We start from the raw sequence: 18,198 nt of genomic DNA, 5'->3' as shown, positions 1-18,198 counted from the left end.
GGCGTCTTTCATTCGCAGCAATAGCGGGCCCTGTTACACCTTCACTCCAATGTGAGGGCACGTCTGCCAGGTCGAGTTCCGATTGGCCGGCTTCATGGAAATGCGAGGATTGCATTTTATATCAGTCGTTCTAAAACATGCCGGGAGAGTTTCATCGCGCGATCACTCGGTCGTGCTTCCCGGAGATGGCAGTGGGACGTCCCAGACAATTTGACGAGGAAGCCGTGCTTGGCCTTGCTGTCGAGCGGTTCTGGGAACATGGCTACGAAGCGACGTCGATCCGCGACCTTGCCGCCAGCATGGGCCTGACCACGGCAAGCCTCTACAATTCCTTTGGCGACAAGCGATCCCTCTACCGTCAGTCGCTGAATTTTTATGTCGAACACAGCTTCGCGGATCGGGTGAACCGGTTCGAGGCAAGCCTGCCACCGCGTGATGCGGTCGAGGCCTTCTTTGCGGAAATCGTCGATCGGTCGCTGGCCGATCCGAAGCGCAAGGGATGCATGCTGGTCAATTCGGCGCTCGAACTCGCCCCCCATGATCCTGAGTTCCAGCGAATGATCGCACAGGTGCTTGTTCGGGTAGAAGCCTTTTTCCAACGCTGCGTAGAGTCGGGTCAGACCGACGGCACAATCTCCACCGCCCAGCCGTCCGCCGATCTGGCAAGGATGCTGCTCGCCGGGCTGCTCGGCATTCGTGTCCTTGCCCGCGTGCGCCCGGAGCGCGAACTTTTCGAGGGCATTGTGAGACCACTTCTTGCGATGCTCGATCCCACCATACCACCAGCGAAGGAGCTTTTGCCGTCATGATTCAACTTTACTACTGGCCAACGCCAAACGGGCACAAGATCACGATGTTTCTCGAAGAAGCCGGACTGCCTTATGAGATCCACCCCGTGGACATCAGCGCCGGCGATCAGTTCAAGCCGGACTTCCTCGCTTTTTCGCCCAACAACCGCATGCCGGCAATTATCGATCGAGAACCTGCGGACGGTGGTGAGCCGATTACGGTATTCGAGTCCGGCGCAATCCTCGTCTATCTCGCGGAGAAGACAGGCAAATTCCTGCCGCGGGATATTCGCGGGCGAAAGACGGTTCTGGAGTGGCTCTTCTGGCAGGTCGGAGGCCTCGGGCCGATGGCCGGCCAGAACCATCACTTCGGTATCTATGCGCCGGAAAAACTGCCTTATGCGATCAGCCGCTATGTGAACGAAACCAATCGTCTCTACGGCGTTCTGGATCGGCGTCTGGAGGGCCGCTCCTTTATCGCGGGTGACGAGCTTTCGATTGCCGACATGGCCTGCTATCCATGGATCGTTCCGTGGAAGCGCCAGCAGCAGGATCTGTCCGCGTTCCCGAATGTCGAGCGCTGGTTCAAGGCGATTGCCGAGCGGGACGCGACGCATCGAGCCTATGCCCGTGGCGAACCCTACGCCGCCCGACCGGCCGTGACGGAGGACGGAAAGAAGATCCTGTTCGGCCAGAACGCCGCCAATACGGCCCAACCCGGCGGGAGAACCGCAGACAATCGCCGCTGAAAAGGCCCGATCCGGCCGGTAGCGCCGATCCGGTGAACGAGGTGGAAGGCCTCATTCGCCACAAGATTGATGAAGGCCGGTAACAAAAGCCTCTCCCTATCCGTAAGGAACCGCAGGATGACCAATTCGGAACGGGAAATGGAATGGGCGAACATGATGCGCGCCGCCATCGGCGGCGACGCTCGCGCCTATCGTGATCTGCTCGTCACGATCACGCCGCACATCCGCTCGATAGCGCGAAGGCGTTGCGACCAGTTCGGTGTGCCGGTAAGCGAGGCGGAGGACGTGTTGCAGGAAGTTTTGCTGACCATCCATCTCAAACGCGGTAGCTGGGACGCGGACCGTCCACTCGGCCCCTGGCTTGCTGTGATCGTCCGCAACAAGCTGATCGATGGCCTGCGCCGTCGCGGCCGGCATGTGAGCATTCCGATCGAAGACGTGGCCGCGACCCTCGGCGTTGACGACGGAGCCAACATCGGGAACCGGCTGGATGTCGAACGGATGCTGCAGACGCTTCGCGATCCTCAAAAGACGATCGTCCGCTCGATTTCGGTGGAAGGAGCGAGCGTTCGCGAGACCGCGACGCGGCTGAACATGACCGAAGTCGCGGTTCGGGTTTCCTTGCACCGCGCTCTCAAGGCGTTGTCCGCGCATTTTCGAGGGGGTGCCAATGGAGACGAATGAACTTATAGGGATTCTGGCAAGGGACCCGGGCCCGGTGGTGCCGCTGAACCAGATCCTGATCAACGCGGGCTGTGCGGCCGTGCTGATGGCAGCAATCCTGTTCTTCATGATGATCGGCTTTCGCACCGATATCGGCCTGGCGATCCAAAGCGGCCGTTTTCTCTTCAAATTTGCCATAACCCTGGCGCTGGTGCTGTCGTCCTGCGCAGTGCTTATCCGGATCGGCAAGCCCGGAGTGCCGCTCGGTGGGGTAGCCGTGTTCCTCCTTTCGCCGCTTGCGCTGGCGCTGGTTTCAGCCGTTGCGGAATTGTGGGTGATGCCATCCGATACATGGCTGCCGCGGGCCATCGGCCACAACGCGCTGAATTGCCTTACGTTGATCCCCCTGCTGTCGGCTGCGCCGCTTGCCTGCTTTCTTTACGGATTGCGGCACGGCGCGCCGCAGAACCCGGGACTGGCCGGACTTGTGGCGGGACTTGTCTCCGCCGGCATCGCCGCCACCTTCTACGCATCGAACTGCGATGACGACAGCCCGCTATTCGTTCTCTTGTGGTATCCTGTTTCGATCGCCTTCGTCGCATTGTGCGGCTACGTTGCCGGCCGGTTCATGTTGCGATGGTAAGCGATGATTGCAGCCGGTCGGCGTCAGTTCGACCGACCGGCATGGAGTGAAGATGAAGACCGACGACCTGATCAATCTTCTTGCCGAGGATGCTCCCGTGTCTCGCAGCCTGACGCGCGGCCTTGCCATCGCTCTCGTGTCGGGTGTGCTGCTGTCCGGCCTCTTCCTGCTGGTCACCATCGGGATCAGGACGGATATCGCCGAAGCCGTGCAGACGTTGCGGGTGATTTTCAAGATCGGAGTGACGCTCGTTTTGGCCGCGACAGCCTGCAATCTCGTTTTCAGGATCGGCAAGCCCGGGGTGGCGTTGCGGCCATCAATCATCCTTTTGTTCCTGCCTCTCGCGATTCTGGGAGCGGGTGTCGTCGCGGAGCTTTTCGTGACGCCCGCCGGGGAATGGAAAACGGCACTCGTCGGCCGCTATTCCACGTTTTGCGTCTTCTACATTCCGCTGCTTTCGCTCGTGCCGCTTGCGGCATTCCTTCGGGCGCTGAAGGGCGGAGCGCCGGAAAATCCCGTCACGGCAGGTGCCGCTGCGGGCCTTGCGGCCGGGGCGATCGGCGCGGCGATCTATGCCTGGCACTGCCCGGACGACAGTCCGCTGTTCATAGCGAGTTGGTACACCATCGCCGTCACCTTTGTGACGCTGTGCGGCGGTCTGGCGGGTCGCTCCCTGTTGCGCTGGTAAGCCGCCGGCTTTCCGTTCCCGAACATTCCCTGAGAGCATAACCTCCGCCTCCGGCAGAAGGCTGGCATCCTGCGGCTCGTCCGGCAACGGCTGCGGGCCTCGACAGGCGCGCTCGACCGTTTGCCCGCGTTTCATCGCCATTCCTCGCCGGTCGATGCGGTTTGCGGGGTTTTATTCTCGTGCCCGCACTGTTCCGCACCGGTCTGCCCGGCATGAACGCCGCCTGATGTCCACCCCTCGATTTCACGGCCTTGTGATTGTAACCTATAAAATAATATTTTAACAGTTACAAAATGTATGTAACCATTAATTGTCAAAAACAAAGGTTACGGAGATTTCCATGTCCCATTCCCTATCCCGGCTGCCGACTCTGGCGACCGCGGCTGTTGCAGCTGCGATTGCGGCTGCCGAACCTGCGGCCGCAAGCCGGGCCGTTCAATCCAGGACGGTGAAGATCAACGGAGTCGAGCTCTTCTACCGCGAGGCCGGGCCGTCCAATGCGCCAACGGTGCTTCTGCTGCACGGTTTTCCGTCATCGTCCCACATGTTCCGCAATCTCATCCCGCAGCTTTCGGAGCGCTATCATGTCATCGCGCCGGATTATCCGGGCTTTGGCTACACCGTGGCGCCCGCAGATTTCTCCTATACCTTCGCTTCAATCGCAGATCTCATCGACGCATTCACGCAGACGATTGGCGTCAGGCAATACACGCTGTTCGTGCAGGACTATGGCGGCCCCGTCGGTTTCCGGCTTGCCGTGAAGCATCCTGAACGTCTTCAGGGGCTCGTCATCCAGAATGCCGTTGCCAATGTCGAAGGGTGGAGCCCCGATGCAGTCAAACAGCTTGCCCCTTTCTGGAAAGAGCGCAATACGGAAACCGAGAAGCCGATCCGGGCGCTGCTGACGGCCGATACGACCCGGTTCCAGTATGAACACGGCACGACAAGGCCGCAGAACCTGTCTCCCGACGCGTGGACGATGGATCAGGCGGGGCTCGACCGTCCCGGCAACGACGCGATCCAGCTCGATTACTTCTTCGACTATCAGAACAACGTTGCCGCCTATCCGGCCTGGGGCGAGTTCCTGAAGCAGAAGCAACCGCCGACGCTGATCGTCTGGGGAAGGAACGATCCCTTCTTTACGCTGAAGGGCGTCGAATATTTCCGTAATCTCCTGCCGAACGCCACAGTGCACGATTACGATGCCGGGCATTTCGCACTCGAGACCTATGGCGACGAGATTGCTGCGGAAACCCTGCGTTTCCTGGATACTCTCCCAGACAAATGACACGTTCCGCGAGGCGGGCCTGTCCCGCCTCGCGCCTCACTGTCGAAAATGGTCTTATCCGGCCTTTCAACATATCCGGGAACGACTACATTGCGAGTAACCGTCAAATCGAGCGACTGAGGCTTCAGATCGTGACCCAGCATCCCCCGGGCGATTTTCGTGAAGGCATGCCGTTTCTCGGCGGCAGGCTGTGGATCGATCTCGTCAACACAAGATCCGACGCCCTGGGAGACCTCGTCTCCTCCCCTGACGGCTGGCAGAAATGGGCGGCCACGGCGGAGCTGGAGCCTGCGGCCGACGCCCCTTTCGAGGCGAAGGAGGCGAGGGAATTGCGTAGCGCACTTGCCAGACTGTTCGATCCCCTGATCGAAGGAAACCGGCCGCCGGCCGATGCGATCGGCGTTATCAACTCTCATTTGCGTCGGGCTGCGTCATTTCCCCAGTTGTCCGCGAATGAGAGCCGGCTCGCTTTCCAGCAGATACCCGTCGAGCCTTTGTCGGCGGTCGGCGAGATCGCTGTCGATTTCGCGAATTTCATCGCCGCTGGCTTCGAGCCGGCGAGGTTGAGGCATTGTTCCGGCGAGGCATGCAGCCTTGTCTTCTACGACAGCTCACGCAACGGAGCGCGGCGGTGGTGTTCCATGGAAGTTTGCGGCAACCGCCACAAGGTCAAGAGCCACCGGGCACGCAAGACGGATACGGAATAAAGCGTCGGTACATTGCCTTCCGGTTTCAGATGCGCCCGTAGTCACGCCTGAAGGATTCGGCCAGAAATGTCGCGAATGCGCGTGCCGCGGGCTTCGCAGCATGCCCCGCGGCAAAAACCGCATGCAGATCGATTGCACCGAGCTCCCATTTCGGCAGAACGTGAACAAGCCGCCCGGCATCAAGCTCCGCCCGGCAACCGCCGAGACTCATGGAGACGATACCCAGCCCAGCAAGCGCCGAAGCTGTCGCCACTTCGTTCTGGCTGGAGACGATGGCTGGTTCAAGCTTGACCGTCACGGTCCGCGTTCCCTTGCGGAATGTGAAGCTCGCCTGCCGGTTGTGCGGCCCTGTGATCAACCGCAGCGAAATGAGGTCGAGTGGCTCGACGGGCCTTGAAACAGCATTGAGATACGCTGGCGATGCGACCAGCACAATCGGCCAGCGCGCCAGTTTCCTGGCGACGATAGCCGAGTCGGGAAGCGTGCCGAAACGAAGCGCGATATCGACCGCTTCGACGACGAGATCCTGATGGTCGTCATCGCAAAGGAGTTCGAGCTTGAGATTGGGATGCTGTTCGAGAAACTGCGGAAGCCGCGGCGTAACCTCGCGAATGGCCATGGAGGATGACAAGCCGATCCGTAGCGTACCGCGTAGCTCTCCGCCGCCACGTGCTTCATGCTCAGCCTCATCCAGTGCGGCCAGGATCGGCTCTAGGCGTTCGAGGTATTTCTGCCCTGCATCCGTCAAGGCGACCGCGCGTGTGGTCCGCAGGAAGAGTGTCGTGCCAAGCCTCTCCTCAAGATCGGCGATCTGGCGCGAAACAGTCGACTGGGGGAGTTTCATATCCCGTCCGGCCGCCGAGAAGCTGCCCCGGCGGGCGACACGTACGAACAGTCGAAGCGTCGTTATATTCATAGCAGATATGGATAACTCAAATCCCAATGTACGGGCTAGCCGTCCAGGCGCGGATAGATGACATTTCTCACGTCCCCCCAAATGAGAGAACAGACATGATGCTGCAAGATAGACTGGACGCCATCAAGACAGACTTCGAAGCCAAGGCCCCACTCGAAGCTCTTACAATCATGCGCAATGCAACCGACATGCTTCATGCTTCCGGCTTGGCCGAACGTGCCATTGGCGCGGGCGCCAGTGCGCCAAACTTCGTACTCAAGGATGCGGACGGCGCGGACGTGACGCTTGAGGGGCTGTTGCAGAAGGGGCCGCTGGTCCTGACCTTCTATCGCGGCATCTGGTGTCCCTATTGCAATGCCGACCTGAAGGCATTGGAGGAAGCCCGACCGCGTCTTGAGGCCCTTGGGGCAAGCCTCGCGGCGGTTTCTCCGCAGACTGGCGCAAACAGCCGCAAGACCCGGCGGGATCTGGGTCTCGGCTTCCCGATTCTGACAGATACAGGCGGTGAGGTCGCTTCTTTGTTCGGTCTACGCTGGACCCTGCCGCAAGACCTGAAAGCTCTCTACCAGCAATTCGGCGTCGACCTGCCCGGCTTCAACGGCGATCAGAGCTGGACGCTTCCGATGCCCGCGCGATATGTCATCGGTACCGACGGGATCATTCGCTATAGTGAAGTGAACCCTGACTACACGCATCGCCCGGATCCTTCCGTGCTCTTTCCGGTCCTCGGCAACCTCGCTGGCTGAGACCGCATCCGGCACATTGCCGATGGCAGCCTCCACCGTTCAACGGCGCAGCCACCATCGGCACTACGGCTTCTCAGGCCGCCTGCCTTGCCTTCACGAGCGGAAAGTCGATCTCCGTGTCGGCAACCTTGTTGAGATAGTTCGTCCAGCTATTGAGGGCGACGTGCAGGATGATTTCGACGATCTCTCCATCGTCATATCCGGCAGCCCTGACGGCTTCGACGTCCTTGCCGGAAACATTGCCGCGTTCGCGCGCCACCATCGCGGCAAAGTGAACCGCCGCATTTGCTTTCGGGTCCTGCGAACGGCCGTCGCGGTTTGCCTCCATCTCGGCATCGCTGAGCTTCGCAAGGCTCTGGCCAAGATAGGTGTGCGCGGAGAGGCAGTAGTCGCAACCATTGACCTCCGCGACGGCAAGCGCAATCCGGTTGCGCGTCTGGACCGACAGTTTTCCCTTTGCGAGCGCACTGAAAAGACCGAGATGCCCCTCCAGCGAAACGGGGCTGGTGGCCATCAGAAGAAACAGGTTGGGGGTGGCGCCAAGCTGCTGCCTGACAGCTTCGAGAAGCGGTTGCGAGGCGGCAGGCGCAGCTTCGACTGAGGTGGGAATTCGTATCCGAGACATGACACTTCCTTTCATTGCCGGATTGACGGGAGGAAAATAGATCCTGCCGGAATGAGCAACTATCTGGCATAATCGGAAACCATTCTCTCGAATTGTGGAAACCATGTCAGACCGTCTCGAAGCCATGTCGATGCTCTTGTCCGTGGTGGACGAAGGGAGTCTTTCCGCAGCCTCGCGCAAGCTGGACATTCCGCTTGCAACCATTAGCCGCAGGATTGGCGGCCTGGAGGAGCATCTCGGCACCCGCCTTTTTCAGCGCGCAGGAAGGGGCCTCATCCTGACTGAAACCGGACAGGAATATGTCGCCTCCTGTCGGCGGATTCTGGAGGACGTCATGGAAGCCGAGCGAACCGCGGCAGGTGAATATCGCACTCCTAAGGGCAGCCTGACGATTACCGCGCCGGTCGTTTTCGGAAGGCTGCATGTTCTCCCTGTGATTGTGGAATTCCTGAAGGTCTTTCCGGAGATCGACGTCCGCCTTATCCAGTCCGATCGGCTGTTGGACATTGCCGAGGAGCATGTCGATCTGGCGGTACGCATCGGTAAGCTTGCCGAAAGCAGCCTGATCTTCAGAAACCTCGGAACGATCCGGCGGGTGGTCTGTGCGAGCCCCGATTATCTGATGGCGCGCGGAGTACCCCGCAGCCTCGAGGATCTGGCGGATCACGATTGCATCAGCTTCGAAAGCCTGATGTCGAGCAGATCCTGGGCGTTCCGGCACGGCAGCACGGAACGGAACGCGCCTATCCATTCCCGCTTCGTAGTCGATACCGCTGAGGCGGCGATAGATGCGGCCATGGCCGGACTGGGTCTGGCGCGCGTGCTTTCCTATCAGGTGCACGATCTCGTTGCCAAAGGCTCCCTGATGACCGTCCTCGATGAAGACGAGCGTGACCCCTGGCCGGTCAGCATTGTCTACCCATCCCGTGGCCTCATCCCGAAGAAGGTCAGGGCATTTCTCGATTTTGCCACGCCCCGACTACGAAGCCGCCTTGCCGATCGATCTTGAGCAGAATCGGACTCTCGGCACCCTATTTGTCTGAGCAACCTCCAACGAGATCAGCAGCTTGGCATTCAATCCAGGTACGGTCTATTCGCCAAACGGAAGTTCAATTTCTTCGCGGTTTTTCTTTGCGCCGTCGATTAGGACCGTTTTGAACCGGTCCGCATCTGGTGCCGGCAGCATTCCCGCCCCAATTCGGATAGCGTCTTGCCACCCAGGGCCGCGCTCCCATGCTTCATTGTAGACGAGGGCCAAGTCGGCGGATCGCCTTGTCTGCTGCAGCGCCTCAAAAAGCAGCGCGGCCTGGCGAATGTCCTTCTCGCGCTTCGCCGGCCCTTGCCCGTCGGTGTGCCGACGGCTGGCGACTATGAGCTTATGGACGGCATACCGAGCCGGGTCAGGTACGACGACCGGGATGCCGCTTCGGTGGAGCAGGATTGTCCTTACCGGTTCCCTGATGAGAAAGTCGAGAAAGCGTAGTGGATCCGCGCTGGCACCGCCAAGAGCAGGCATTTGTGCCGGCTGATCGACGTAGTCGTTCGAGCCACGGTTCGATGTCAGGAATTCAACTCTGTAGCCGTCGGCATTCTGAAACGCTGACGAAGCCCCTGATCCCGATCTATGTGGAACGGGCCGGAAGCTGGCGTCGACGTCCTGCAGCAACTCCACGATCGGAGGCAGACTATCTTCAACCTCTCGACTGATGGCATAATCCTGAGCGATGTCCGCATCGCCGGTCAGTATGGCAGCCATGGGAAGGCGCACGCCCAGCAGCCCTGAATAGCATTGAAAGGCCACCGTGCCGATGAGAACGCCACGGAGTCGAAAGAGCCCCCCATCGGCAAGAGCTTCGACAATGTCGCCCGACATGGCGTCGGGGGAAATCATCCCACCTTCGCGCGTGAGGGTATTTACCAACCGCCTGCGAGCGCGTAGGTCGTCCTTGTCCCGCTTATGATCAGATACGCGTTGTGCTATATCCGGATCGTCAGCAGGACCAACATAGCGACGTTTGGTACCACCGTGTCCATCCGGGATGTCGAAATACCAATACTTGCGTCCCTTGATGTTCGCGGGGGTGAATCGCCCCTCTGGAGGGAAATCAGCCGTCCAAGCGGCGTCGAGCGAGCGCTGACCTAGCTCGGCGAGCATAGTCTGGTACATGAGATCGACGGATTTCATAAGCTAGATTCCGGCGTTATACTGTTTTTCAAAAACAGTATAACGCTCGAAATGATAGGTCGCAATATAGGACGCGGGTTCTACGGGGCCTGTCGCAAATTTTCGTGGTTAACGAGCTTTTGACCATCAGTGGGGAAATTTCCGCTTCCAGTGTCGTGGAGCGTACAAATGATTCTGAATGCCATTGCCGAGAAGCTGAAGCGCCAGGCGAAGGATGATTTCAAAGGGCGGCATTTCGAGGCATGGCTTATCGTGCAGGCGGTGACCTGGTATCTACGCTATCCGCTCAGCTATCGAAACCTGGAAGAGATGTTTCGGGAGCGCGGCTTCGAGGTGGACCACAGTACGATCAACCGCTGGGTGCTCGCCTATGCGCCGGTGATCGAGAAGCGGCTGCGCCAGTTCCGCCAGCCGCATTGCGGCTCAGTCCGGATTGACGAGACCTACGTCAAGATCCGCGGCAAGTGGCGATACCTCTACCGCGCCATCGACAAGCAGGGCAACCCGATCGACTTCCTGCTCACCGCAAAGCGCGACCTTGATGCCGCGAAGCGATTCTTTCGCATGATGCTCAAGGACGAGCCGCTACTCTCGCCGGGGAAGATCGGCACAGATGGCGCCAACACGTTTCCGTCAACGATCAAGACAGCCGTCGAGGACGGGCTCCTGCGTCCAGGCCCGCTACATTATGTCACCAAGCATCTCCAACAAGGCATCGAAAGCGATCACTTCCGAGTGAAGAAGAACATGCCCAAGATCGGCTGCTTTCAGTCATTTAAAACGGCGCGCCGAACGATCGCCGGATTCGAAGCGATGTTGTGGTTGCGGAAAGGCTTCGGCTTTTCCGGCGAGTGGACAGTCAACGACCAGAATGATCTGCTCGGGCGCCTCTTCGGACTTCAAAAGGTTAACAAAGGGTGAGGCGCATCCCCTTCAGGGGCAAACTACGGGCCGAACAAGACTTTGCGACAAGCCCGATCACGCGATAGCCTCGTGCGGCCAGCCCTGTACAGAAAGGCTCGGACCAGCGGATCATCTGCGTTCCAAGCCCCGAAATCAGCAGGATCGTTTCCGCATCGGCATAGCCGAAACTGTCCCACGCGAGCTCGATGCCATTGGCCTTTGCAATATTCATGACCTCGCTCCTCCGGCGGGTAGCGCCATTTCGGACAATGGCAGAAGTCGAGAATCCATCACCGCCGCTGTGCGGTGACCAAGTCCAGCGAGATAGCCCTTATGGCTGGCGAAGGAGAGGAAGGACGCAGCACTGGCCTGCCTGATCATCATCGCCAGATCCCAATATTCATCGGCCGGGCCGATCAGGAAGGGACCGCCATGGCCGAGAAAGAGTAGATCGCCGCCGGTTTCTCGTAAGAAGGGCAGTGTGTGCTCAACATAGAGATTGAAGGCCTCAGCACCGCTGATCGGCCTGGCAGGTGCCAGCTCAGGGTGGCCCGAATAATCGGCAACGCCCCTGAAGCGCAGCAGGTTGAGCATCACGACGGGACCGGCAAGGTTGCGCTGTACGAACCTGCGGCCAGCCTCTTGTGTCGGTTCGAGGTAGGAAATGGAGTCGGCTCTGGTCATCGGTATTCCGTTGAATGGCGGGTTAAGCGCTTTGGTTCTCGCCAGCGCCGAAGGCGAGACGCAGCGCATAGGTGCGGATGTCTTCAGGCCACGTAGCGATCTGTTGTTCCAATGATGTCCGATCGTCACCGAAAAGGGCGCGCGTCGCTTCCTCGTAGCCGGCCAGATCGCCCGCGATCGCATGCATGAACTGATAGGCAGCGTCTTGTGCCGCCCGCCTCTGTTGGCGCGGGCCCGCCCCTTTTCGTGCCTCTTCAACCAGACGCCTTAGCGTTGCGGACGCACCGCCTGGCTGCTCGCCCAGCCACTCCCACTGTCGGGGAAGCAAGGTAACTTCCCGGGCGACGACACCGAGATTTGGTCGGCCACGCGGCGCGGGGCTCCGAATTTCCTCGGACTCCGTCGGGCCCGGCGCGACCTCGGTTTTGGGGCGGTAGCGTCCTGGGTACGCCTTCGGAGGTTGCGATAGCCTTTCAAGAACTTCTGCATCGCTTCCGCGCAGATCAAGATCGATGGGACGCCCCGTCGTGTCATCGAAGACGAGGACTGCGCCAACCTCATCTGGAGAGCGCTTTACCGCCAAAGCCACCTCGGATAATGGCGCGCTCAGCAGCAATCTGTCCCCGGCAAACGCCGTACAGGTCTTTGTAGCGGGATCGGACATTGCGCACTCCCTTTGATAGAGACGCGATTTTTACCCGGACAAAATTGACACGTCAATTATATCCGGGTAAAAATATACCGCTGTTGCGCCCGCGCGGCGAATGGCGGCTCCGACGAGGCCATTAATGTCAGCCTCCGTAGAAACTTGCGCGCAGTTAATGTCAGAGGCAGCACTCGTAAATTTCTAAGGCATACAGTGACGTCGCTCACAAAATGGGTCCTCGAAGGAATAACCCTGGACGGGCGAGCGGTTGGTTTGCTCTTAAAAGGAGTCGAACACCGGTATGCTTTCATTCCGAATGCGTGCCGGCAGATAGACGGGGCAGATCAAGCACCTGGTTCATTGGTAATGTCCGCAAAGGGGCCGGAGGCGGTCAGTCCGCTTCTGTCGCGCCGTGAACAGAAGCGGACATCTTACATCTGCCCCCTTGAGAACGGGCAGCGTGAAGGCGTCTCCGCGCGCGAGCTCGTCGTGCGGCTGTAGGCCTAAAGGAAATTTCGGGACCAAGGCGATGATCGCCTTCACGCGACGCCGGCCATGATCGGCAGAGTTCGCAGCCGGGCGACATCGCGCGCCGGTGGTTCACCGAAGAGGCGACGATATTCACGGCTGAACTGCGACGGGCTCTCATACCCCACCCGCAAAGCGGCACTCGCCACATCGATGTCTTCGACAAGCATCAGGCTGCGCGCATCCTGCAACCGTAACTGTTTTTGAAACTGGAGCGGTGTCATCGCCGTCACGGCGCGAAAATGTTCATGAAGGCTAGACGGGCTCATCCCGACTTCCGCAGCGAGCGTCTCTATGCTGAAGCGCTGCCGGAAGTTCTTGCCAATCCAGGCGATGGCACGACCGACCTGTGCAACCCGGCCTTGGCTGGAGGTGACACTCCGCATCCTGCCCCCGTCCGGCCCGGCGAGCAGTCGGTAGAGGATTTCCTGCTCGGCGAGCGGCGCGAGGACCGGAAGTGCTGCCGGATCGTCCAGCAACCGCATCAGACGCAGCACCGCGTCGAGCAGGGGAGGATCGGCGTCGGTTACCGTCTTGCCAATCGGCGCGATGACTCCAACTGGCGGCGGTATGCGATGCGCCAGATCGGCCAGCATGACCGGATCGAATTCGATGAATAGGCAAAGATAGGGGTTGGCCGGCGTGGCCTCGACCACATGGCCGATCACCGGCAGATCATATGTCACGACCCCGTATCGACCGGGGCTATATGTGAACAACTGATCTCCGAGCGAAACCTCCTTTTGCCCCTGTGCAACAAAACAAAGCTGCGGCCGATAGACGTTGGGCATCGGGATCGTCACGGTAGACGATCGCGCAAGCGTTAGCCGTGCGATCGGCGCTGTATGAAACCCGTCCGCCGGGACATGTCGGGCAATAAGCCCAGCGATTTCGTCAATTCTGTCCATACCCAATTATCCAATCTGCAGAGCAAGCACGCAATGTGCATCTCGCCTGTCTCGGAGGATCGTGCAGAAATTCCGGTGCATCAGACTCACGGTACGGCACGGCTTGCACCATCCTGCCCGAGCAGTGTGTCGGATCACAACAGATCTGGCGGCAAACAGAGACGGAAGCAAGGACGATGAACGACACAATGAAAACGCCGAAGGTAGCGTTGGGAACCTGGGCCTGGGGCGATAGCGGCGATGCAGGCGCTGGCTATTTTGGCAGCTCGCTGAGCCGCGATGGGCTGGGCGACATCGCCAAAGCCGCCCAGGCGGCCGGGTTCACCCTGTGGGACACGGCAGTGGTCTACGGCATGGGGCGGTCTGAAACGGTACTTGGGGAGGTACTGAAACACTATCCCCGCAGCGACTACCAAATCTCGACGAAGTTCACCCCACAGGCCGCCGGAACCGACGATGATCCGGTCGCGGATATGCTCGAACAGAGCCTCGCCCGTCTTGGCACGGACTACATCGACCTTTACTGGATACATAATCCGGCCGACGTGGAACGGTGGACACCTCGGCTCATTCCGCTGCTCGAGAGCGGAAAGGTCCGGCATGTCGGCGTCTCGAACCATAACCTGGACGAGATTGAGCGCGCTAACCGAATCCTGGAAGACGCCGGGCATCGGGTCGAGGCCGTTCAAAATCACTACAGCCTGCTTTATCGTGCCCCCGAGAACGTCGGCCTTCTGGAGTACTGCCGCGACAGAAATATCCCGTTCTTCGCCTATATGGTGCTCGAGCAGGGCGCGCTAAGCGGAAAGTATAGTGCCCAAAACCCAATGCCCAGCGGCACCAACCGGGCGGAGGCTTACAACGCCATGCTGCCCCAGTTGCAGGGCCTGATCGGCGGGCTTTACAACATCGGTCAACGCCATGGGGCGACGGCTGCGGACATCGCGACGGCCTGGGCTCTTGGCAAAGGGGCAACCCCTATCGTCGGCGTCACCAAGCCCCACCATGTCGAGGGCCTGATCCGGACCGCCGCACTGGCGCTCTCAGATGATGAGATCGCCGAGTTGGAAGTTCTCGCTCAGTCCGCAGGCGTAAACACCCGCGGCTGGTGGGAAAAGGATATGTGAGACTACGGCAGCCCCGCTGTTGCATCGCGAGGGACAGCATGGACATGCCGAAACGCCAGCGGACCGCACTATCGGCCGCTGGCGGAGGCGGCTTTTCGTAGCCGGGTCGCGTTCATCCGGCTGGAGACTCGTTCCGCTTGGAATGTTCGCCGGAGACAGCTTTGCACGCCTGTTCACTATTCCGCTGATCGGGAAGGTCCGCCGTTTGCCAGAAACGATAGATACGGCTCGAAGCGCCTCATCCCCTGGAACGAGAAGGCTTCTCTCAACGCGGTGGCTGAAGGACCGTGGCGAACAGCACCCGCTTGAATTGCTCGATCGGCTGAGGCGAGCGATCGACTTTCATCCGCATCATCGCGCCCTCCCAGGAGGCGAGGAGAAATGTCGCGATGTCATCGGCATCAAGGTCGCGGCTTATCTCACCCTGCCCCTGCCCAATCCGCAGGACATCAGCGAAAGCATCCGTAAGCGACCGGCACACCTCGATCAGATGGCTGCGAAGCACCTCGCTATGCTCGGACATTTCGAGGCTTAGATTTCCGACGAGGCAGCCGTACCGCCAACCCGCCTCTTCCAACCATCGAGTTATCTCGTCGAAATAGGCGCGGAGCCGATCGACCGCAGGCAGTTTCTCGTCACGCAACGTCGTGTCCATTATGACCTGCGTACGCTGATGATAGCGGTCGAGGACCACGCTCGCGAAGGCCTCCTTGGATCGGAAATGGTTGGTGAAACAACCTTGCGGAACGCCGGCATCGGCCGTGATTTCACGCACGCCCGCACCCGAATATCCACGCTCATGCAGCGTCTGCACGCCGGATTCGATGATTTTTTCGCGAAGAGAAGGTCTTGCCATTGCCAATAAATACATTTGTACGTATTTATTTGCAATGACAAATGTGGCGACACCCGATCCGCATCGGGACCCCATCAAGCGAGGAAGAAAGATGACTAAAATCGAATACGAGAAAGCTGCGATCGAAACTGCGGCGAAAGCACTGGCGGTCGCGGGCCCGGTCTATATGGTCAACATGGTGCGCTACCGCGAGATGGCTGCCTATGAAGTCGCCAGCGATCTTCCTGCCTGCTCAGGACGCGAGGCCTATTTTCAGAGGTATGCGCCCGCCTTCAACACGGTCGCACAAGGAGAAGATTTCTCCGTCTTTTGGGTTGGAAACGTTCGTGGCGTTCTGGTCGGGCAGGACGGCGAAGCTTGGGATGACATCGTCATCGTCCGTTAAGCTATCCGTCGTGCGCCAGGCGAAGCTGCTCGGCTTCAGCCGTGGAAGCGTCTATTATTCTCCACGTCCAATGCCTGACGGCGATTTGGCCTTGATGCGGCGGATCGACGAACTGCATCTCGACTACCCCTTTGCCGGAAGTCGGATGTTGCAAGGGCTCTTGAGGGGAGAAGGGCTGCAGACTGGGCGGCGACACGTCGCCACGCTGATGAAGAAGATGTGCATTGAGGCGATCTACCGTCGCCCGAACACGTCGAAACCGGCACCTGGGCACAAAATCTATCCCTACCTCCTGCGCAAGCTGGCGGTTACAAGGCCCAACCAAGTCTGGGTCATGGATTTGACCTATATCCCCATGGCGCGAGGCTTCGTCTATCTTTGCGCTGTCGTGGACTGGTTCAGCCGACGTGTTCTGTCGTGGCGATTGTCAATCACGATGGAGGCGGACTTCTGTATCGAGGCGGTCGAGGAGGCGCTTGCGCGTTACGGCAAACCCGACATCTTCAACACCGACCAGGGCTCGCAGTTCACCTCGATGGACTTCACCACCGTGCTGAAGAAGGCGGAAATCGCCATCTCGATGGACGGTAAAGGCGCATGGCGCGACAATGTCTTCGTCGAACGGGTCTGGCGTTCGATCAAATACGAAGAGGTCTACCTCCACGCCTACAAGACCGTATCGGAGGCCCGCGTCGGAATTGGCCGATATCTGACCTTTTACAATAGTCGACGCCCACATTCATCGCTTGACCGGCAGACGCCGGATCCCCGTGTCGGCGCTGATGAAGCCCGGGTCGTCTCCACAAACCGCTGCCGGGTGCGATGCTGCCGGCCACCGGCGACCGACACCAGTTCATAGGGACGGTCTCGCAATTCCTCGATCAGATCGTCGATCAGCAGATCGATGCTGCACTCTTTTCCGACCACCCGCGCCAGCGTCTCGCGGCTGACGGGTTCGGCCGAGGCAAAGATCACCGCTTCGACCCGCAGCATCCATTCCCGCCAGCGTAGTTCCGGCGGCGGGTCCTCCAGATCCCGATCAAACGGGCGTTCGTCTGCGGCGTTCGCCTTCCGGCGGGATGCTTTGGTTGCAGGAGATCCAGCCATGCTCATAATCCATAGATGCGGAAGGACGAACGGCCCGACAGTTCGCGAACGGCGCCAAAGCTCTCCAGCCGCTCGAGCAGCCGGGTAGAGGCCCAGCGGGATAGAGTGCCGCCGGGCGCGGAGGCCGGCACGGCGTCCCCGTCGAGCAACTTGCGGATAACGACTTCGGCACCCTTGGTCCTGACCTTCGGCGCCACGGCAAGAAGCTGGTCGGCGCGGCGGCCGATCTCTCCCGCCAAGCGTAATGCCACGCCGGTGCCCTCGACCAAAGCCAGACAGACGGCACGCGGGAAGCCCCGTTCGCCCGACCGTACGCGCCCCCTGCCCCCGATTGTCCGAAAGGCCGGACCGTAGCGCTCAGCCATCAGCAGCGGCACGGGATGCGCCCATTTCAGCGAGGCGGCGATCAATCCATCGGCGAGCGCCCAGGCAAGCGGCTCGGCGTCCGGCCGTTCGGCAAGGATCGCCGCCACCAGATCCGCCGCCGCAAGGGGCACCGCACTACCAGACTGAAGCGCGTCATCCGCAAGATCGACAGCGGTGGCAAGCCGGTCATCCCAGACAAGGCCGAGAAGCTCGGCAAATTGCGCGGCGAATAGGGAGCCCGTCGCACCTCTCGCCGCCGCGAGCCTTTAGTAGGCCAGAAACACCTTTCCCGCCGGCCCGGGGTCGTCACCTCGCATCGTCAGCAGAACGGCATCACGAAGGGCAGCCTCTTCCTCGTTGCGACCCATCAGCCGGACGGCGGACGTGGCGCATCTCAAGGCTTGCCGGGCACGCCAACAGCCACCCCAGAGCGGTCCGGACTGAACGAGATCATCCAGTGATTTCAGGGCGATACCGGCGGAAAAGGCGGCATCCGCCTCGCTCGGCTCACGCCCGCGTGGCAAGGCCCAGCCCGGCAGAGGCGCGGAGAGGCGAAAGGGTAAGGCGGGGGTGAGAACGTGCGAATCCATATATGTAAGCCTACGACAGATGTGCGGCTTTGTCTAATTATGTCGCATAAAAGCGCACGTCCCGTTGCAGAATAAAAATAGCTGATAATGTTGCATTATC

At 60.0% G+C, this 18,198-nt stretch carries 20 protein-coding genes and 3 pseudogenes; 13 read left to right on the top strand and 10 right to left on the bottom strand.

What is annotated here, in order from left to right:
* Positions 1–191 precede the first annotated feature (191 nt).
* From H4I99_RS17570 to H4I99_RS24360, 7 genes are all read left to right on the top strand, one after another.
* Positions 192–809, top strand: a complete 618-nt coding sequence (locus H4I99_RS17570; protein ID WP_163897607.1) for a TetR/AcrR family transcriptional regulator — start codon at positions 192–194, stop codon at positions 807–809.
* Positions 806–1,537, top strand: a complete 732-nt coding sequence (locus tag H4I99_RS17565) for a glutathione binding-like protein (RefSeq protein ID WP_163897604.1) — start codon at positions 806–808, stop codon at positions 1,535–1,537. The genes H4I99_RS17570 and H4I99_RS17565 overlap by 4 nt, the downstream gene beginning before the upstream one ends.
* Positions 1,538–1,654: 117 nt before the next feature.
* On the top strand, positions 1,655–2,221 hold the full coding sequence (locus H4I99_RS17560) for a sigma-70 family RNA polymerase sigma factor (protein WP_163897601.1): 567 nt from the start codon (positions 1,655–1,657) through the stop codon (positions 2,219–2,221).
* Positions 2,208–2,843: an NrsF family protein gene (locus tag H4I99_RS17555; RefSeq protein ID WP_163897598.1), complete on the top strand. Its 636-nt coding sequence runs from the start codon at positions 2,208–2,210 to the stop codon at positions 2,841–2,843. The genes H4I99_RS17560 and H4I99_RS17555 overlap by 14 nt, the downstream gene beginning before the upstream one ends.
* Positions 2,844–2,895: 52 nt before the next feature.
* Positions 2,896–3,531: an NrsF family protein gene (locus H4I99_RS17550; RefSeq protein ID WP_163897595.1), complete on the top strand. Its 636-nt coding sequence runs from the start codon at positions 2,896–2,898 to the stop codon at positions 3,529–3,531.
* A 340-nt stretch (positions 3,532–3,871) separates the two neighbouring features.
* The gene (locus tag H4I99_RS17545) at positions 3,872–4,819 is read left to right on the top strand and encodes an alpha/beta fold hydrolase (protein ID WP_163897592.1); all 948 of its coding nucleotides are present in this window, start codon (positions 3,872–3,874) and stop codon (positions 4,817–4,819) included.
* Positions 4,820–4,950: 131 nt separating this feature from the next.
* Entirely contained in the window at positions 4,951–5,526 is a 576-nt protein-coding gene (locus H4I99_RS24360; protein ID WP_206110922.1) for a CGNR zinc finger domain-containing protein, read from the top strand.
* Between the two features lie 25 nt (positions 5,527–5,551).
* Here the strand turns inward: H4I99_RS24360 and H4I99_RS17535 are convergent, their stop codons facing one another.
* The gene (locus H4I99_RS17535) at positions 5,552–6,442 is read right to left on the bottom strand and encodes a LysR family transcriptional regulator (RefSeq protein ID WP_163897589.1); all 891 of its coding nucleotides are present in this window, start codon (positions 6,440–6,442) and stop codon (positions 5,552–5,554) included.
* Positions 6,443–6,537: 95 nt separating this feature from the next.
* Between H4I99_RS17535 and H4I99_RS17530 the strand changes: the two genes are divergently transcribed.
* Entirely contained in the window at positions 6,538–7,188 is a 651-nt protein-coding gene (locus H4I99_RS17530) for a peroxiredoxin-like family protein (RefSeq protein ID WP_163897586.1), read from the top strand.
* Between the two features lie 73 nt (positions 7,189–7,261).
* On the opposite strand, the gene H4I99_RS17525 is transcribed toward H4I99_RS17530, so the two are convergent.
* Positions 7,262–7,813: a carboxymuconolactone decarboxylase family protein gene (locus H4I99_RS17525; RefSeq protein ID WP_163897584.1), complete on the bottom strand. Its 552-nt coding sequence runs from the start codon at positions 7,811–7,813 to the stop codon at positions 7,262–7,264.
* Positions 7,814–7,916: 103 nt separating this feature from the next.
* Between H4I99_RS17525 and H4I99_RS17520 the strand changes: the two genes are divergently transcribed.
* Positions 7,917–8,822, top strand: a complete 906-nt coding sequence (locus tag H4I99_RS17520; protein WP_163897581.1) for a LysR family transcriptional regulator — start codon at positions 7,917–7,919, stop codon at positions 8,820–8,822.
* 81 nt (positions 8,823–8,903) lie between these two features.
* Here H4I99_RS17520 and H4I99_RS17515 read toward each other — a convergent pair whose 3' ends face one another.
* Entirely contained in the window at positions 8,904–9,998 is a 1,095-nt protein-coding gene (locus H4I99_RS17515; RefSeq protein WP_163897578.1) for a nucleotidyltransferase family protein, read from the bottom strand.
* Between the two features lie 168 nt (positions 9,999–10,166).
* Here H4I99_RS17515 and H4I99_RS17510 point away from each other — a divergent pair, with 168 nt between their 5' ends.
* Entirely contained in the window at positions 10,167–10,919 is a 753-nt protein-coding gene (locus H4I99_RS17510; RefSeq protein WP_163897575.1) for an IS6 family transposase, read from the top strand.
* Here the strand turns inward: H4I99_RS17510 and H4I99_RS17505 are convergent.
* From H4I99_RS17505 to H4I99_RS17490, 4 genes are all read right to left on the bottom strand, one after another.
* Positions 10,906–11,133 carry an alpha/beta fold hydrolase family protein gene (locus tag H4I99_RS17505; protein WP_342345163.1) on the bottom strand — a complete coding sequence of 76 codons (228 nt, stop codon included), beginning with the start codon at positions 11,131–11,133 and terminating at the stop codon, positions 10,906–10,908. The genes H4I99_RS17510 and H4I99_RS17505 overlap by 14 nt on opposite strands.
* Positions 11,130–11,585, bottom strand: a complete 456-nt coding sequence (locus tag H4I99_RS17500) for a DUF1330 domain-containing protein (RefSeq protein ID WP_163897572.1) — start codon at positions 11,583–11,585, stop codon at positions 11,130–11,132. The genes H4I99_RS17505 and H4I99_RS17500 overlap by 4 nt, the downstream gene beginning before the upstream one ends.
* A gap of 22 nt (positions 11,586–11,607) precedes the next feature.
* Positions 11,608–12,249 (bottom strand): DUF2239 family protein, encoded by a 642-nt coding sequence (locus tag H4I99_RS17495; protein ID WP_163897569.1) that lies wholly within the window; start codon positions 12,247–12,249, stop codon positions 11,608–11,610.
* A 521-nt stretch (positions 12,250–12,770) separates the two neighbouring features.
* The gene (locus H4I99_RS17490) at positions 12,771–13,667 is read right to left on the bottom strand and encodes an AraC family transcriptional regulator (protein ID WP_163897567.1); all 897 of its coding nucleotides are present in this window, start codon (positions 13,665–13,667) and stop codon (positions 12,771–12,773) included.
* Positions 13,668–13,843: 176 nt separating this feature from the next.
* Here H4I99_RS17490 and H4I99_RS17485 point away from each other — a divergent pair, with 176 nt between their 5' ends.
* The gene (locus H4I99_RS17485; protein ID WP_163897564.1) at positions 13,844–14,794 is read left to right on the top strand and encodes an aldo/keto reductase; all 951 of its coding nucleotides are present in this window, start codon (positions 13,844–13,846) and stop codon (positions 14,792–14,794) included.
* A gap of 265 nt (positions 14,795–15,059) precedes the next feature.
* Here the strand turns inward: H4I99_RS17485 and H4I99_RS17480 are convergent, their stop codons facing one another.
* Entirely contained in the window at positions 15,060–15,725 is a 666-nt protein-coding gene (locus tag H4I99_RS17480) for a TetR/AcrR family transcriptional regulator (RefSeq protein ID WP_244625167.1), read from the bottom strand.
* Between the two features lie 16 nt (positions 15,726–15,741).
* Here H4I99_RS17480 and H4I99_RS17475 point away from each other — a divergent pair, with 16 nt between their 5' ends.
* A complete protein-coding gene (locus tag H4I99_RS17475) occupies positions 15,742–16,035 on the top strand; it encodes a hypothetical protein (protein ID WP_186663356.1) in 294 nt (97 codons plus the stop codon).
* A 1-nt stretch (position 16,036) separates the two neighbouring features.
* Positions 16,037–16,801: pseudogene (locus tag H4I99_RS17470) on the top strand (IS3 family transposase); the annotation flags it as partial.
* Here H4I99_RS17470 and H4I99_RS17465 read toward each other — a convergent pair.
* Both H4I99_RS17465 and H4I99_RS24530 read right to left on the bottom strand, forming a co-directional pair.
* Positions 16,774–17,142 (bottom strand): annotated as a pseudogene (locus H4I99_RS17465) (SMC-Scp complex subunit ScpB); the annotation flags it as partial. The pseudogenes H4I99_RS17470 and H4I99_RS17465 overlap by 28 nt on opposite strands.
* A 2-nt stretch (positions 17,143–17,144) precedes the next feature.
* A pseudogene (locus H4I99_RS24530) lies at positions 17,145–18,098 on the bottom strand (DUF1403 family protein).
* Positions 18,099–18,198 lie beyond the last annotated feature (100 nt).

This window comes from Paenirhizobium daejeonense (assembly GCF_014280875.1).
GTDB classification, from domain to species: Bacteria; Pseudomonadota; Alphaproteobacteria; order Rhizobiales; family Rhizobiaceae; genus Allorhizobium; species Allorhizobium daejeonense.
This window is presented reverse-complemented; position numbering and strand designations above follow the sequence as displayed.